We start from the raw sequence: 16500 nt of genomic DNA, 5'->3' as shown, positions 1-16500 counted from the left end.
GAGGCATTAATTGATATTTATGGATTTACTGCATGCATTTCAGCAAGAATGGAAAAAAAAATTTTCCTATCTACACCCGCAAAACTGCACCATATTGTTGGCAGTGAGTGGTGGAGTTGATAGTATGGTATTGCTTGATTTACTGCATAAAATGGGTTTTACTTTAGCAGTGGCACATGTAAATTTTCAGTTAAGAGGAGAAGAAAGTTATAGAGATGAACGCATAGTGCAGGAAGCCACTCATCACTACCAAACAAAATTTTTTTTGAACAGGGCAGATACCGTAAAATTTGCAGCAACTGAAAAAATTTCTATACAACTTGCAGCAAGGCAGCTACGTTACCAATGGTTTTATGAATTATTAAGCCATTCATTTTTTTCTGAAAAACCCAATGCTGTTATTGTAACTGCACACCATGCTAATGATAACATTGAAACATTACTACATCATTTTTTCAGAGGTACGGGCATTGAAGGCTTACAGGGTATTCCATCTGAAAATACTAAAATTATCCGGCCACTTTTATTTGCTTTTAAAAAAGATATTTTGGCCTATGCGCAGCAAAATCATATTCGTTGGGTGGAAGATTCATCCAATGCAAGTGATCATTATACCCGAAATTTTATCAGGCTGCAACTCCTTCCTATACTACTACAACAATTTCCCAATATTGAAACAGTGCTTATTGAGAACATTCGGCGTTTCTCAGAAGCTGCCGGTTTATATCGGCAGGCTATCGATTTGCATCGAAAAAAATTATTGATACCCAATAAAGATGGATATCAAATTCCCATTGCCTTATTTAAAAAAGCAATTCCTTTTCAAACCGTTTTGTGGGAATTGTGTAAGCCTTTTGGATGCACCCCGCAACAAATGATAGCCGTAGCGCAATTATTAGATGCACAAAATGGAAGTATCCTGCAAACCCCAACCCATCGTTTTATCAGGAATAGAAACTGGTTGCTCATTCAATCATTAACAGAATTGGCTGCAGATTTAATTGTTATACCTGCTTTTATCAATCATGTAGATTTTGCGAATGGGAAATTGCATTTTGAGCAATTAAAGCAACCCAAAAACCTCCAACTTTCGCCGGAAAGTATTGTTGTAGATGAGGCTGCCATTCAGTTTCCGCTGATTTTAAGAAAATGGAAAACAGGCGATTATTTTTATCCTTTTGGCATGCAACACAGAAAGAAAATCAGTCGGTTTTTGATAGATTTAAAGTTGTCTGTGCCTGAAAAGGAGGCTGTTTGGGTATTAGAAATGAATAAAAAAATTATTTGGGTAATTGGATACCGTGCCGATAACCGTTTTCGTTTGTGTACCACATCAAACAACTGCATTAAAATTACCTATCTGAAATAGCCGGTAACTTCATTAATAAAATGATTTACAGGATTAAATGGGCTAAGAAATCTGGTGGTAATAATCAAAAATACAATCCCATAAATGGCTCCCCAAAAATGGGCAGAATGATTAATTCTGCTACTGCCTTTTTTGGATAAATAAGCCGAAATACCAAGATAAATTACACCAAATATAAAAGCAGGAAATTCAATAGGAATAAAGATTAAACCTAATGGTTGTGTAGGTGCTAAAAATACAAAAGCAAACACTACTGCCGATACAGCACCCGATGCACCCAAACTTCTGTATGAATTGTTATCTGTATTTTTAAAATAGGTAGGTAATAAACATACCACCAATGAACTGATATACAATATCAAAAACAAGGGTTTGCCTCTATCTCCAAAAATGGTCACAAAAAAACTTTCTATTGCTTCACCAAACATATAAAATGCATACATGTTAAAAGCCAGGTGCATAATGTCTGCATGAATAAAACCGCAGGTAATAAATCGATACCATTGGTGTTGATGAGTGATAGCAGGAGGGTAGAATATCAAATCATCCATCAGCGTGTCATTAGAAAACGCAATGAATGAAACAATACAGGTAACCGCAATGATGATGATGGTGATTGAAATCATACAGATGATTGAGCAGCTATTTAAAGGTGATGATATTTTTCGTTTTTTAAAATAGTACATGCCCGGTATACCTGTTCTGCTAAAATTAGCCGTACCAACATGTGCGGAAAAACTAATTTTGACAGGCTCCACACAAAATCAGCACGGTTTAAAATTACATCATCCACACCAAATGCACCGCCTATTAAAAAAATAATTTTTTTATGACCTGTATTGGCTCTTTGTTGAAAAAATTCGGCCAATGCAACGGAGGTAAATTGTTGCCCTCTTTCATCCAACAAAATCAGATAATCATCTTTTTGTAAAATATTAAGAAGCTTGGTGGCTTCTTCTTTTTTTAATTCAGATACTGACAGTGTGGCCGCATTTTTTACCGGTTTTATGATCACCCATTCAATAGAAAAATAGTTTTGAATGCGTTGGGTAAAATCTTCAATGCCGGCTTGCACAAATGTTTCATGTGGTTTACCTACCGACCAGAATTGAATTTTCATGTTATACTGTTTAAAACCGGATACATTATCATTAGTTGTTGCTAATTGATTGATAACATCAGGTGCTTTTTAAATTTTAATAATCTCATAACTAATTACTAATACATAAATGAATACTATCATTGCAAGAAAAATAAGCAAAAAAACAGGTATTAAGCCAATTAATAAATACAATTTGCTTTTGAACAAATTTTTGAAAGTAAATTGATTACTCATTTCCAACATGTCATCGTTGTGTGCTTTCAAAAAATTGTTTAAAAATTGTTGGTATTGTTGAAATGCCGGATTTAAAACACTTTCAATAATCAATTGAACAGAATCTTTGTTTTGTGGCAGGTGATTGTAATAATAAGCAATAAGTGTATTGTACTTTTTTCTGGCTATTTTTAAACTATCTAAAATGAATCCGTCGTTTTGGTGTAACAGGTTTTGATTAGAAATACTATCGAAACGGGCATTGTTTTGTGCAATAACCTGCTGCCAGTTTTCATTTGTATGTTTAGGTGTATTGCTCAATGAAGTTTGCAGGAATAATGACCAATTTGCATTGGATGATTGCAATATATTTTGACTAATGCCATTAAAGCGGGCTTCACTATAAATTAATTTGCTATATTCCTTGTCAATTTTAATGGCAAAAAAATAGTAAAAAATAAATGTAATTAAAAGGGTAAACGATAATAAAGCAATTAAACCCTTCTTTGAAAAAAAGATGGAATCCATAGTATAGTTTTGCGAACCACGAATATAACCAACAAATTAGAATGAAGTTTATCTGCCGGGGTAGTGGTTTAAATTTTCTTACCCCTTTATTTTTTAGCATTTTCTGATAAATGCAGTTGCTCTGTTAATTGTTGCAACTTCTTTTTAAAGGTTTTCAGTTCTTTATTTTGTTGATTAATGAAAGTATTATCCGATAGCTTACCCATTACGGCTTCCATTTCAGCATCGGAACCATACACCATTTTTCGATAAGGATTGATATAATCTTTTTTTCGGGAAAGATATATTTGTTCAGTAATCCAGGTTTTTGTTTTGAGCGTTTCATTGAATAATTGCAATAAAAATGAATCATCCACTTTCTTCCAGTCAATATTATACAGTTCCGTAAGGGAGGCCAATGCATGCATGGTTTTTTCAAAAGGATATTTTTGGCCTTGCAATTGATAAAAATCATGTACATCTTCCCAGTTTTTGATAATGCCTTTTTTAATGTGGGTTAATAATTGTTCAACAGTTGCATTTTCCATCAATTGCCCGCCTACATTGATCCACTCATTTCTTTTCGTGATTGTGAATGATTTTTTTAAGCTTGCAATGCTATCGATTTGGTTGGATGTTATCCATCCTAAAAGATGATTGGCTCCATAGTAGGCTATCATCTTTTTGTATAAATCGTACGCCTGATAAACTTTTATTACAACGGTTTTGCGTTTGGTATTCTCTACGCCGGGTAATACAATTTCTAATTGTTCAATGGTATCCAAATCTCTTTGTTCTAATAAACACTTGCCTTTTGCAATACAGACTGTTGCATCATTTTGGCTGTTATTCGCTTCTTTATTGAAATAAGCTTTTCCGGTAATATATGCTAATGTTTCTAATGCCTGAAACATTTCATTGACGGTATCGGGGGCCAAAAAATCGTATTCTAAGTATTGAATTTTTTCCTGCCTTTTATCTCTGTCAATATATTTCCAACTATTACGTGCCAATGCATACATGTTGTACATAAACCAATAGCCCGGCATAATAACAAGTTGGTTCTTTTCATTATCCATACTTACCAATGAAAATGGTAAAGTGATGTTTAATTCAGCCGGATAATCGCCTTTGGCTAAAATAGTATAACTGGCAAATTTTGAATTGTGCTTCAGGCTAACGCATAAACCCGGCCAAAAGCCCCGGCCCATCACCATTTCGCCATCTGCACCTCTGGAGTTATGGTTTGAACCAATAGTGGCACCCGCTGCAATATTGCTTTGTCCCATTAAAAGTGCCGCACATAAAAATGAATTATTATGGTGTTGTTCATGTGCGGGAAAAATAAGTGAATTCAGTACCTCACAGCAGGAAATAGTAGCATTATTGCCCAAATATGAGTTAATTAATCTTGCACCATACTTTAATTGGGAATGCGAAGCCATAATAAATCTTACCGCCTTAACACCATAAAATATTCTGCATCCATAACCAATAATGCCGTTTACCAGTTCACAACCCTCACCAATTTGCGTTTGCCCTTCTTTACCAGAATTAATGGTTAAATTTTTTAATTTATTTGCGCCTTTAATATAGGCATCTTCACCAATCCAAACATCTTTTAAAATTGCACAGTTTTTAATAACAGTTCTGCTGCCAATTTTTCCGTAGTATCCTCTTTTTTGGTTAAACTGCTTTTCAGTAAAATTTTTAAATTGCTGCAGCAAAATAGAATCGTCTCTGTATTTGCTCCATAAATAAGCATCGCCGGGTAACATGCCATTGAATGGAATTACGCTTCTGCCGCCATTTTCGTTGCAAATTTCCATCCAAATTCTAATGGCCTCGTCTTCCCCTTCTTTTACAATACCATTTCCAAACTTAGCATGGTTGGTAGTTACCATTTCATTAATATTGGCCAAAATACATTCATTGCCAATAATGAAATGCGAAAGATAATTTACATTGTCAATTACTACATTATCACCAATATCGCAACTAATGATGATGGAGTTGTATAAACCTACAGGAATGGTTAAATCACTAAAGTTAAGGCAAACCGGTTCCAGTTTACCAATTCTAACCAGCCCAAAAAATTTACAATTTTTTACCAATTCAGGATTGAATGCATCGGATACCAGAATATTATTCCAGTCGTCACTGGTATTTCTGTTTTTAACCAAAGCTTCAATTTCATATGCCGTTAAGCGCCTGTATTGTATACCGCTTCTGTTCTGGGTATCTCTTAAATAATATTCATCTTTACCTTTTGGCAAAAACTGCAAAGGAATAAAATTATATCCCAATTGTGGCATGGGAATTTTTTGAATATTATTTTCAGGCATTTGTTTTAATTTTAAGATCATTCATTATTCAACGGTAACACTTTTGGCTAAGTTGCGTGGTTTATCTACATCGTATCCTTTTGTAACCCCTACATAATAACTGAGCAATTGAAGTGGTATAACACTTAATAAAGGTGCTACAATTTCATCGGCATCCGGTACATACATAATATTATCCGCCATTCCGGGTAATACTGTATCACCCTCGCTTACAACAGCTACGATAATGCCTTTACGTGCTTTAATTTCCTGCACATTGCTAATTACTTTTTCATAATAGCGGTCTTTGGTTGCAACAAATACAACGGGTAGGGTATTGTCAACAAGTGCAATAGGACCATGTTTCATTTCTGCCGCCGGATATCCTTCGGCATGTATATAAGAAATTTCTTTCAGTTTTAAAGCGCCTTCCAATGCAACGGGGAAATTGTATCCCCGGCCAAGAAATAAAAAGTCGTGCGCATTATTATATTTTTCTGCAATACTTTGAATATTGGATGTATCTTTTAAAATTTCTTTTACTTTTTCCGGAATGGCTTCTAATTCATGCATGAGTGCTTTATAACGTTCATAAGATAACGTGCCTTTGGCCAAACCTATTTTAAAAGCCATCATTGCCAATACGGCTAACTGACCGGTAAATGCTTTGGTACTGGCTACGCCAATTTCAGGCCCTGCATGGGTATAGGCACCTGCATGGCTTAACCGGGCAATACTACTGCCTACTACATTCACAACTCCAAAAATAAAAGCACCTTTTTCTTTTGCATTTTCTAATGCCACCAATGTGTCGGCTGTTTCGCCACTTTGTGAAATGGCAACAATAACATCTCCCTGGTGTATGATAGGGTTTCTGTATCTGAATTCACTGGCATATTCAACTTCTACCGGGATGCGACATAATTCTTCAATCATATATTCTGCAATTAAACCGGCATGCCAACTGGTACCACAAGCCACAATAATGATACGTTGTGCCTGTGTAAGTGCTTCAATATGGTTTTCGATACCACTCATCATAATTTTTCCAACATCGGGTAACAATCGGCCACGTAAGCAATCGTGAATGGTTTCAGGCTGTTCGTGAATTTCTTTCAGCATAAAATGTTCATAACCGCCTTTTTCTATGGCAGCTAAATCCATATCCAATTGCGTTATGAAAGGGGTTTGTTTCTCGTTGCCTAAATTTTTTAAAGTAAGCTCATCGGGTTTAACAATGGCAATTTCATAATCGTTTACATACACCACTTCTTTGGTATATTCAATAATTGGAGAGGCATCACTGGCTAAAAAATGCTCCCCTTTACCTATGCCAATTACCAACGGGCTGCCCTTTCTGGCAGCTATGATAGTTTCAGGATCGTTTTTATCTACCAATAAAATACAATAGGCGCCTACAATTCTTTTTAAAGCGATACGAACAGCTTCTTCTAAGCTGCAACTATTGTTCTTTTGAATGTCTTCTATAAAATTCAGTAATACTTCCGTGTCTGTATCACTGGTAAAGTGATAGCTTTTTTTCAGTAAATCATTTTTTATAGCAACGTAATTTTCAATAATACCATTATGAATCATGGCCAGATTACCATTGTTGCTGACATGCGGATGTGCGTTTCTATCGCTGGGCTCTCCATGAGTAGCCCAACGTGTATGCCCAATACCAATATGTGCATGTACATTTTTGCCAAGTGCTTCTTCTTCCAGTTCAGCTACTTTTCCTTTCTTCTTGTACACATTTAAAGCGCCATTATTTACCAATGCAACACCTGCACTGTCGTAGCCTCTGTATTCCAAACGTTTTAAGCCTTTAATAATAACCGGATAAGCTTCTCTTTTACCGATATAACCAACAATTCCACACATAATAATCGAATTTAAGATGAGTGTGCAATATCCTAAATTTTAATGGAAAAATTTGTATGTTCATGCATAAATACTCTATTTGCATGCAACTTGTATTTCCTTTTTTAGATGAAATTGTGTTGGAAGATGAACGCGTAAAATTGCGTAGTTTACAACAAAATGATGAGGTATATCTGCGTTTTTTTTCGCAACATGAGCCAGAGTTATGGCAATATTCTATTCAGTCTGCTGCCGGTGATGATTTGCTTAAACAATACATCGATAAGGCTTTGATGGATAGAAAAACAGGTATTTCCTATCCGTTTATTGTGTACGATAAAAAGTGGCAGGAATACGCAGGATGCACCCGATTTTATGATATTCAAAGCGCACATGCAACTATGCAATTGGGGTATACCTGGTATGGAAAAAAATTTCAGGGAACTGGTTTGAATTTGCACTGTAAATATTTACTGCTTTCATTTGCTTTTGAAACGATAATGTTTGAAAGGGTAGAAGCCAGGGCAGATACGTTAAATAAAAGAAGTATTGCTGCCATGAAAAAAATAGGTTTTACCACGGAAGGGATTTTGCGTAACAATGCATTGAGTGCAAACCGGAGAAGGAGAGATTCAATGGTATTGAGTATCTTAAGAAATGAATGGATGGAAGGGGTGAAACAAAGGTTGGAGGAGCAGTGTAAAATAATATGATTTTTTAAATTGATTAGTTCGTATTTATTTTTGGTTTTATGCAAAATGGTCTATGCAACAAAGGCTTTATTTTATTCTTAATTGATTCAATTGTTCTATCATATTTCAATAAGAATTGCATATCAACAAAAAATTGGGTACTTGTTTGTAGTTAGTTACACACTTATGTAGACGTTGATTTATTGAAAATGGCAATTTAGCTCATAACACCTCAATTTTGTACCTTTGCGGCTCCTATTTATAAAAAATTAAAAGTAATTGCGCATTAATCAATGAATTATCAACAGGAAATAGAACGAAGAAAAACCTTTGCCATTATATCTCACCCCGATGCCGGAAAAACAACACTTACTGAAAAATTACTATTATTTGGGGGTGCTATTCAAACAGCAGGGGCTGTAAAAAGTAATAAAATAAAAAAACATGCCACCAGCGATTTTATGGAAATTGAGCGCCAGCGTGGAATTTCTGTAGCTACCAGTGTAATGACCTTTGAATATGAAGGTTATTTAATTAATTTATTAGATACACCCGGCCATAAAGATTTTGCAGAAGATACTTACCGAACTTTAACTGCAGTGGATAGTGTGGTATTGGTTATTGATAGTGTAAATGGGGTAGAAGAGCAAACCCGCCGGTTGATGGAGGTTTGCAGAATGCGTGACACACCCGTTATAGTGTTCATCAATAAAATGGACAGAGATGGCAAAAACCGTTTTGATTTGTTGGAAGAAATTGAAAAAGAATTGAATATTGCTTTACATCCCATGACATGGCCCATTAATAGTGGGAAAGATTTTAAAGGGGTTTACAATATTACCAATAAAAATTTATTGCTATTTACTGCCGGCACCAAAGCAGATGATGAGGATGTATTACAAATTGATGATTTGAATAGCCCAATTGTTGACAATAAAATTGGTGAACGCGATGCTGCGCAATTAAGAGAGGATGTGGAACTGATTGAAGGTGTACATGGCAATTTGGTGATTGATGATTATTTAGCAGGAAAAGTAGCGCCCGTATTCTTTGGTAGTGCTGTGAATAATTTTGGGGTGCAGGAGATGTTGAATACTTTTATTCATATTGCACCTACACCGAGAAACAGGGCTACCTCAAAAGGATCGGTAGCTCCAGATGATAGTACATTTAGTGGATTCATTTTTAAAATACATGCCAATTTAGATCCCCGTCATAGAGATCGAATAGCTTTTTTGAGAGTTTGCAGTGGTAAATTTGAACGTAGTAAATATTACCATCATGTTCGGTTGAATAAAGATATTCGCTTTAATAATCCCTATTCATTTTTGGCAAGAAGTAAAGATGTGATTGAAGATGCTTATCCTGGTGATGTGGTGGGTTTGTTTGATACCGGAAATTTTAAAATTGGTGATACACTTACAGCGGGAGCCAACTTTTATTTTCTGGGTATACCCACATTTTCTCCGGAAATATTCAAGGAATTGGTGAATAAGGATCCAATGAAAGCCAAACAACTTGAAAAAGGTATACAGCAGTTAACTGATGAAGGTGTTGCGCAGTTATTTTCTCAATTTGGGGGAACCAAAAAGATTATTGGATGCGTTGGTGAGTTGCAGTTTGAGGTGATTCAATACCGGTTATTGCAGGAATATGGCGCTGCGGTTGAGTTCAGATCGCTGCCTTTTTATAAAGCCTGTTGGCTTACCAGTAATGATGCAAAAAAATTAGAAGATTTTCTTAGGTTTAAACAACAGAATACCGTAGAAGACAAAGATGGACATCCGGTATACCTGGCACAAAGCGAATGGTTTTTGAATACGGAAATTACCAATAACCCGGATATTATTTTTCACTTTAGCAGTGAAATTCATAAGTAACTTTTGTTGAATAAATGAATTGACCCTAATTCGTATTAAATATTTGCGATGAACGAATCTGAAATACTCGATGTAATCATTATTGGTGGCGGACCCATTGGTTTGGCTTGTGCATTAGAAGCAAAAACACATCAATTAAATTATGTAATTCTTGAAAAAGGATGTCTGGTGAATTCATTGTACCATTATCCCATGAATATGACATTCTTCTCAACTTCTGAAAAGTTAGAAATTGGTGGCGTTCCATTTGTGAGCATTGCGTCAAAGCCTACTCGTAATGAAGCTTTGGAATACTATAGGCGAGTGGCCATTAAAGAACAACTCAATATTCATTTGTTTGAAAAAGTATTGTGTGTCAAGCCGTTACAGGAAAGAAATAAACCTGTTTTTGAGGTAAAAACTTCAAAGGCTACTTATCACAGTTACAATATTGTTACTGCAACAGGGTTTTATGACATTCCTTTTTTATTAAATGTACCGGGGGAAGATTTACCAAAAGTTACGCATTATTATAAAGATCCTCATTTTTATGCTTTTCAGCAGGTGATTGTGGTAGGTGCCAATAATTCGGCAGTTGATGCTGCATTAGAAACCTGGCGTAAGGGCGCAAACGTTACCATGGTAATTCGGGAAAGCCAGATTGGTGAAAGGGTAAAATATTGGGTACGACCAGATATCATCAACAGAATTGAAGAAGGCTCTATCAGGGCATATTTTAATTCTGTTATTACGGCTATAGAACCACATCAGGTACATATTCAAACGCCGGATGGTGCGGTTACCATTCCCAACCAATGGGTGATTGCAGCTACGGGTTATCAGCCCGATTTCTCATTCCTGCAGCAAATGGGTATTCAATTGTCGGATGATGGGGTAAAGAAACCATCTTATGATGAAAACACACACGAAACCAATGTACCCGGCATTTATTTAGCCGGTGTGGTTTGTGGTGGTTTGAATACACACCGGTTATTTATTGAAAATTCGCGGGAACATGCGATTAAAATTTTGAATCATATTGCCGCAAAAAATACATAATATAAATAATAAGCGGGATGGTATTTTGTAGTGGCTGCATACTGAACAGAACGTACAAGTGTGCGACGCAACGAAACTGCACAATGGTATATAATGCCGGGTACAACAATACCATCCCGTTGGTAATTAGTTTATTGCAAAGTTGCAAGTGCATCTTTAATTCTTGCCCAGGCCTTTTCAATATTTTCCATGCTGTTGGCAAAAGAGAATCGAATACAGTTGGGTTCACCAAAAGCATCGCCCATTACGGATGAAACATGTGCTGTGTTTAGTAAGAACATGCTTAAATCGGCCGCATTGGCAATAGTTTCAGTGCCATTCTTTTTACCATAATAAGCACTTACATCAGGAAATACGTAAAATGCACCCTGTGGTTCAAAACATTTAAAACCCGGAATGCTCTTTACCAATGCTAATGTTTTTTCTCTGCGGCGGGCAAACTCGGCAGTCATGGCACGTGAAGGTGCCAAATCGCCGGTAAGTGCTGCTACAGCTGCTTTTTGAGTGATAGAGCAGGTGCCGCTGGTAAACTGGCCTTGTAATTTTTCGCAGGCTTTTACAATATCTGTATTGGCTGCAATATAACCTAAGCGCCAGCCCGTCATGGCAAAGCCTTTACTTAATCCGTTAATCACCACCACTCTTTCTTTGATGGAAGAGAATTGCGCAATACTTTCATGTTGACCAATGAAATTAATGTATTCGTAAATTTCGTCAGATAAAATGGTGATTTTTGGATGCTTTTCAAATATTTTTACCAAAGCAACCAGTTCCTCTTTGGTATAAACAGCGCCGGAAGGGTTGCATGGCGATGAGAACATGAAAACACGGGTATTGGAAGTAATAGCCGCTTCTAATTGTTGTGGTGTAATTTTAAAATTATTTTCAACCGTAGTTCTTATTTCAACAACATGGCCACGGGCAATTTTAACCAGTTCAGAGTAAGTAACCCAATACGGTGTGGGTATAATTACTTCATCACCCTCATCCACCAAGGCTAAAATGGCATTGGCTAAGCTTTGTTTGGCGCCGGTTGAGGTAATGATATTTTCGGGTTTATAATCTAAATGGTTATCGCGTTTTAATTTGGTGCAAACGGCTTCTTTTAAATCGGCAAATCCGGCAACAGGTGTGTAATGGCTCCAGTTGTCGTTAATGGCTTTAATGGCTGCATCTTTTATATGTTGGGGGGTATCAAAATCGGGTTCTCCCAAACTCAGGTCAATTACATCAATGCCTTTTGCCCTTAGTTCGCGACCTAATTTGGCCATTTTAAGTGTTTCGGGTTCGCTGAAACGCAGTAGTAAAGTAGATAAATTGGTGCTCATGATTCAATTGCTTTTTAAATGGCACCAAATGTACTTAATTACTGAACAGGTTTATTAGAGAATTTTCAGCAGAAACTGAAAAAACTAAATAAAATTTACTGTTTTTGGTAATCGAATATAAATTCCGATAAATCTGGCACGTATGTCCGTTTTCTTGTTAACTCATATTGGTAAAGCAGTTGTCCGATGTGTTTCATAAATGGATAGCCGATGGAATCGTAATCGTATTGATCGTCGTTATAAATGCCATCTGAATTGCAGGAAATGGTTGCACTCAACATAAATTCTATTTTATTTTGGGTATCGATGATATAGGCTACATCGGTTAAAAAACCATAAGCATCGCCTACTTTATTAAAAATTCTGATGTTTTTGGGTAAAGACCCTTTTTGTGAACCATACATTAAAAATTTGCAATAAGCATCCCAGTATGCAATAGTATCATAATTAGGATAATTGCTTTCGCGGGGGTAGGCGCTCATCCAATGTAACAGAAATTGTCTGTCGGTGGCTGTTAAGTTAAACCTGCTTTGAGGCGGAACAGATTCCGGAAAAATAACGGAGCGGAGTATATGCGTTAAATCTTCTAAATACACCCTGTTTTTTTCTGAGAAATTAAAGGGTTGGTGAACCAATGTTCCATTATTGTAATAACCATTTCCTAAAAACACATTTAGGTTCGGCAATGGACCATCGTTATATTGCGCCGGTTGGTGCCATAACTGTTTACCTGAAGTGTCGTAAAAAGAGCAGGCATTGGTTTGGCGGTTCTGCTCATCCGTTAAACTTACCTGTAGCCGATGGCGGATAATGGCATTGGGATAACCTTTTTGTTTGAGTTGATTCAGGATGGTTTTTTGTCCTAAAAATTCATAAAGGCGGTTAAATGCATCATTATCACTTATCAAAAAAATTTGTTTGATGTAATTGGCAATGGTAGGCCGGCTATCAATAGCGGTTGGCTGTGTAAAAACAAAACTTTGTTGGGGTGCACTACTATCGGTAATTAAAGTGGTGTTTGCATTAACGCCGGAAATATTGATTTCATTTAATTTTTCTAATGCCAAAAAAGCAATGGGCATTTTTACCGTGCTGGCCGGATAGAAATAGTTGTTGGAAGTGTAGAAATGATATTCTGTAAGGATGGGCTGGTTGTTTTTATCACGGTTAATTTGGGTGTAAATAATTTGAACATTATATGCCTGCCGGTTTTGTAAAATGGCTGAAAATTGGTCGGGATGTTGTTGCATTAAGGTTTCTAAAAAATTAACCGGAAGCATATTCTGCATCATTTTTTTAGGGGTATTGCAGGCAAACAATATTGCGATGATAAAAAAAATAAACATTTTTTGAAGCATTTCCAAATATACAAATCCTGTAACATTACATGAAGCCGGTTCCTAACTTTGCACAATGGCAAATCAGGTACATGAGTCTATATCAGTGTTCGATATTTTTAAAATAGGCGTGGGGCCTTCCAGTTCGCATACATTGGGGCCATGGAAAGCAGCTTTGCAATGCGTTAATAATTTACAGACTGCATATCAATTACAGTTAGTACAAAAAATGCAAGTGTTACTGTATGGTTCTTTAGCCAAAACAGGGCACGGGCATGGTACCGATATTGCTGTAATGATGGGGCTTTGTGGCGAAAATCCTGAAACGATTGATGTAAATTCCATTCTTCTAAAAGTGGCTCAAATTAGAGAACAGGGCACTTTGTATTTAGGCAATGAAATAGCAATTCATTTTCAACCTGAAAATGATATTATTTTTTTGAAACAGGAAACGTTGCCTTATCACCCAAACGGTCTTTCTTTTTTGATATCATTAAGTGATGGTCAAGAAATTTGTGCTACTTATTATTCTATTGGTGGAGGCTTTATTGTGAAGGAAGGTGAGGAGCTTGCTTCCACACATCATCAGGTTGAATTGCCTTTTCCGATTAATAGGGCGAATGATTTATTGCGTTGGTGCATGAAAGGCCTTAGCATTAGTGATGTGGTGATGGAAAATGAACTGGCGTGGCGTAGTGAAGAGGCCACTCGCGAAGGCGTTTTACATATTTGGGAAACCATGCGAGATTGTATTTACAGAGGGTGCCATACACAAGGCGAATTACCGGGTGGATTAAAAGTAAAACGCAGGGCATTTGAGCTGAATAAAAAATTAATGGGTGGAACCCTTGCGCCGGATTATGATATTTGGCTTACTAAAATACAGGCTGGCGGCAACGCCTTTCAATACACATTAGATTGGGTAAGTTGTTTTGCTTTGGCGGTAAATGAAGAAAATGCATCGTTTGGCAGGGTAGTTACAGCTCCTACCAATGGTGCTGCCGGTGTAATACCTGCCGTATTGCAATATTTTATTTGTTTTTGTAATGGAAATGAAACCGATAAAATTATTCGTTTTCTGTTAACCGCTTCCGAAATTGGATCGATATTTAAAAAGGGGGCAACCATTTCAGCGGCAATGGGTGGCTGTCAGGCCGAAATTGGTGTAAGCAGTGCCATGGCAGCCGCTGCTTTAACTGAATGTATGGGAGGTAGCCAGCGACAGGCATTAATGGCTGCAGAAATTGCCATGGAGCATCATTTGGGTTTAACCTGCGACCCCATTGGCGGGTTGGTACAAATACCCTGTATTGAACGCAATACCATGGGTGCCATTAAGGCCATTACCGCATCGCAACTGGCTTTACAAAGTGCGCCAGATTTTGCCAAAGTAAGTTTAGACAAAGTAATTAAAACCATGTGGGATACGGCTTTAGATATGAACAGCAAATACAAAGAAACCTCCGATGGTGGTCTTGCTGTAAATATTCCATTGGGTTTAAGCGAATGTTGATGTGCTAACACATGATTGAACTGAATAGATTAGATTAATTCAATAATGGATTGGCAACAATAGCATCGTAACTTAAATTGCTGTAATCTCTTATTTCATGGTACAGTGTATCTCTTTCTACAGGTTGGCGGTTTACCTGTTTAATCAGGGTAACTAAATCGGCGGTTGACATGCTTGGATTTTGTTCTTCACTTCCCGCCATTGAATAAATTTTGGTAGAATCATCAATGGTGCCGTCAATATCATTCACACCAAACTGAAGTGTAAGTTGTGCATTCTTTCTGCCCAACATAGGCCAATAGGCTTTAATATGCGGGAAATTATCTAAATACAGCCTTGCTACTGCATACATTTTTAAATCTTCCACAATGGTTGATTCCGGCACATGGCTCATGTCATTGTCTTTATTCCTGAATTTTAAAGGAATAAATGTGTTAAACCCGCCGGTTTCATCCTGCAATTGACGCAAACGTTCCATGTGGTCAATCCGGTGCCAGTATTTTTCAATATGGCCATACAACATGGTGGCATTGGTATGCATGCCTAATTGATGCGCCGCTTTATGAATGTGTAACCAGCCATCTGCATCTACTTTGTCTGCACAAATTTGGGTACGTATTTCCGGATGAAAAATTTCTGCACCGCCACCGGGTAATGAGTCTAAACCTGCTTCATGTGCTATGCGCATGCCTTCTTCAACAGAAACTTTGGCTTTTCTAAACATATAATCCAACTCAACGGGAGTAAATGCTTTAATGTGTAAATCGGGGCGATGTGCTTTAATGGCCTTCAACAGCGTGGTAAAAAACTGTAAATCCATTTTAGGATGAACACCCCCCACAATATGCACTTCAGTAACCGGTTTACCATCATAGCTTTTCACAATATCCAGCATTTGTTCAATGCTCAGTTCCCAGCCTTCTTCGCGGTGTGCATATAAACGGGAATAGGCACAGAATTTACAACTGAACACACAAACATTGGTAGGCTCGATATGAAAATTACGATTGAAATAAGTTTTATCACCATGCTTTTGTTCTCGTACAAAGTTGGCCAATGCACCTAAAAATGGTAAAGAGCCTTTTTCAAATAATTGTACACCTTCTTCAAAACTGATACGCTGATTGGCAAATATTTTTTCGGCAATGGGTTGTAAATTTTTATCTGCTGTTTGAATCAGCATATCCGAGGAGTTATATACAGTTGCTTTCATCTTCTATCTTTTTTTTAACAGGCAAAACTACCATTATAATTGTTTACATGAAGGGAATGTTAAGCGATAACCAAAAATTACTATCTTCCGGTTTAAATTATTATTAACCTTGCTTGCTCTG

The 16500-nt window shown here is 36.8% G+C and carries 13 protein-coding genes; 5 read left to right on the top strand and 8 right to left on the bottom strand.

Annotated features, from left to right (window positions below; translation table 11 throughout):
* Positions 1-19: 19 nt before the first annotated feature.
* Complete coding sequence (gene tilS, locus EO766_RS03290) at positions 20-1369, top strand: tRNA lysidine(34) synthetase TilS (RefSeq protein ID WP_074418150.1); 1350 nt, start codon at positions 20-22, stop codon at positions 1367-1369.
* Here the strand turns inward: tilS and EO766_RS03285 are convergent.
* The 5 genes from EO766_RS03285 to glmS form a co-directional block, all read right to left on the bottom strand.
* Positions 1357-1995, bottom strand: a complete 639-nt coding sequence (locus EO766_RS03285) for a rhomboid family intramembrane serine protease (RefSeq protein ID WP_228733069.1) — start codon at positions 1993-1995, stop codon at positions 1357-1359. The genes tilS and EO766_RS03285 overlap by 13 nt on opposite strands.
* A 20-nt stretch (positions 1996-2015) precedes the next feature.
* Positions 2016-2489 carry a 23S rRNA (pseudouridine(1915)-N(3))-methyltransferase RlmH gene (locus EO766_RS03280; RefSeq protein ID WP_074418149.1) on the bottom strand — a complete coding sequence of 158 codons (474 nt, stop codon included), beginning with the start codon at positions 2487-2489 and terminating at the stop codon, positions 2016-2018.
* A 69-nt stretch (positions 2490-2558) separates the two neighbouring features.
* Positions 2559-3212, bottom strand: coding sequence for a hypothetical protein (locus EO766_RS03275; protein WP_074418148.1), 654 nt, complete (start codon positions 3210-3212; stop codon positions 2559-2561).
* An 86-nt stretch (positions 3213-3298) separates the two neighbouring features.
* Entirely contained in the window at positions 3299-5536 is a 2238-nt protein-coding gene (locus EO766_RS03270; protein ID WP_074418157.1) for a DUF4954 family protein, read from the bottom strand.
* Between the two features lie 24 nt (positions 5537-5560).
* The gene (glmS, locus tag EO766_RS03265) at positions 5561-7399 is read right to left on the bottom strand and encodes a glutamine--fructose-6-phosphate transaminase (isomerizing) (RefSeq protein WP_074418147.1); all 1839 of its coding nucleotides are present in this window, start codon (positions 7397-7399) and stop codon (positions 5561-5563) included.
* A gap of 83 nt (positions 7400-7482) precedes the next feature.
* On the opposite strand from glmS, the gene EO766_RS03260 reads away from it, so the two are divergent.
* The 3 genes from EO766_RS03260 (at position 7483) to EO766_RS03250 (ending at position 10988) form a co-directional block, all read left to right on the top strand.
* Complete coding sequence (locus EO766_RS03260; RefSeq protein WP_287100675.1) at positions 7483-8091, top strand: GNAT family N-acetyltransferase; 609 nt, start codon at positions 7483-7485, stop codon at positions 8089-8091.
* 272 nt (positions 8092-8363) lie between these two features.
* Complete coding sequence (locus EO766_RS03255; protein WP_074420215.1) at positions 8364-9950, top strand: peptide chain release factor 3; 1587 nt, start codon at positions 8364-8366, stop codon at positions 9948-9950.
* A 48-nt stretch (positions 9951-9998) separates the two neighbouring features.
* Positions 9999-10988: a YpdA family putative bacillithiol disulfide reductase gene (locus EO766_RS03250; RefSeq protein ID WP_074420216.1), complete on the top strand. Its 990-nt coding sequence runs from the start codon at positions 9999-10001 to the stop codon at positions 10986-10988.
* A gap of 131 nt (positions 10989-11119) precedes the next feature.
* On the opposite strand, the gene EO766_RS03245 is transcribed toward EO766_RS03250, so the two are convergent.
* Together EO766_RS03245 and EO766_RS03240 are read right to left on the bottom strand one after the other, a co-directional pair.
* Positions 11120-12316, bottom strand: a complete 1197-nt coding sequence (locus EO766_RS03245; protein ID WP_074420217.1) for a pyridoxal phosphate-dependent aminotransferase — start codon at positions 12314-12316, stop codon at positions 11120-11122.
* Between the two features lie 95 nt (positions 12317-12411).
* On the bottom strand, positions 12412-13608 hold the full coding sequence (locus EO766_RS03240) for a serine hydrolase (protein ID WP_179853756.1): 1197 nt from the start codon (positions 13606-13608) through the stop codon (positions 12412-12414).
* 121 nt (positions 13609-13729) lie between these two features.
* Here EO766_RS03240 and EO766_RS03235 point away from each other — a divergent pair, with 121 nt between their 5' ends.
* The gene (locus tag EO766_RS03235; protein WP_287100674.1) at positions 13730-15166 is read left to right on the top strand and encodes an L-serine ammonia-lyase; all 1437 of its coding nucleotides are present in this window, start codon (positions 13730-13732) and stop codon (positions 15164-15166) included.
* Positions 15167-15200: 34 nt separating this feature from the next.
* Here the strand turns inward: EO766_RS03235 and mqnE are convergent, their stop codons facing one another.
* The gene (gene mqnE, locus EO766_RS03230) at positions 15201-16379 is read right to left on the bottom strand and encodes an aminofutalosine synthase MqnE (protein ID WP_287100673.1); all 1179 of its coding nucleotides are present in this window, start codon (positions 16377-16379) and stop codon (positions 15201-15203) included.
* Positions 16380-16500 lie beyond the last annotated feature (121 nt).

This window comes from Hydrotalea sp. AMD (assembly GCF_004100315.1).
In the GTDB taxonomy this organism is placed as follows: Bacteria; Bacteroidota; Bacteroidia; order Chitinophagales; family Chitinophagaceae; genus Hydrotalea; species Hydrotalea flava.
The sequence above is the reverse complement of the archived record's forward strand: the minus strand, read 5'-3'. Positions and strand labels throughout refer to the sequence as shown.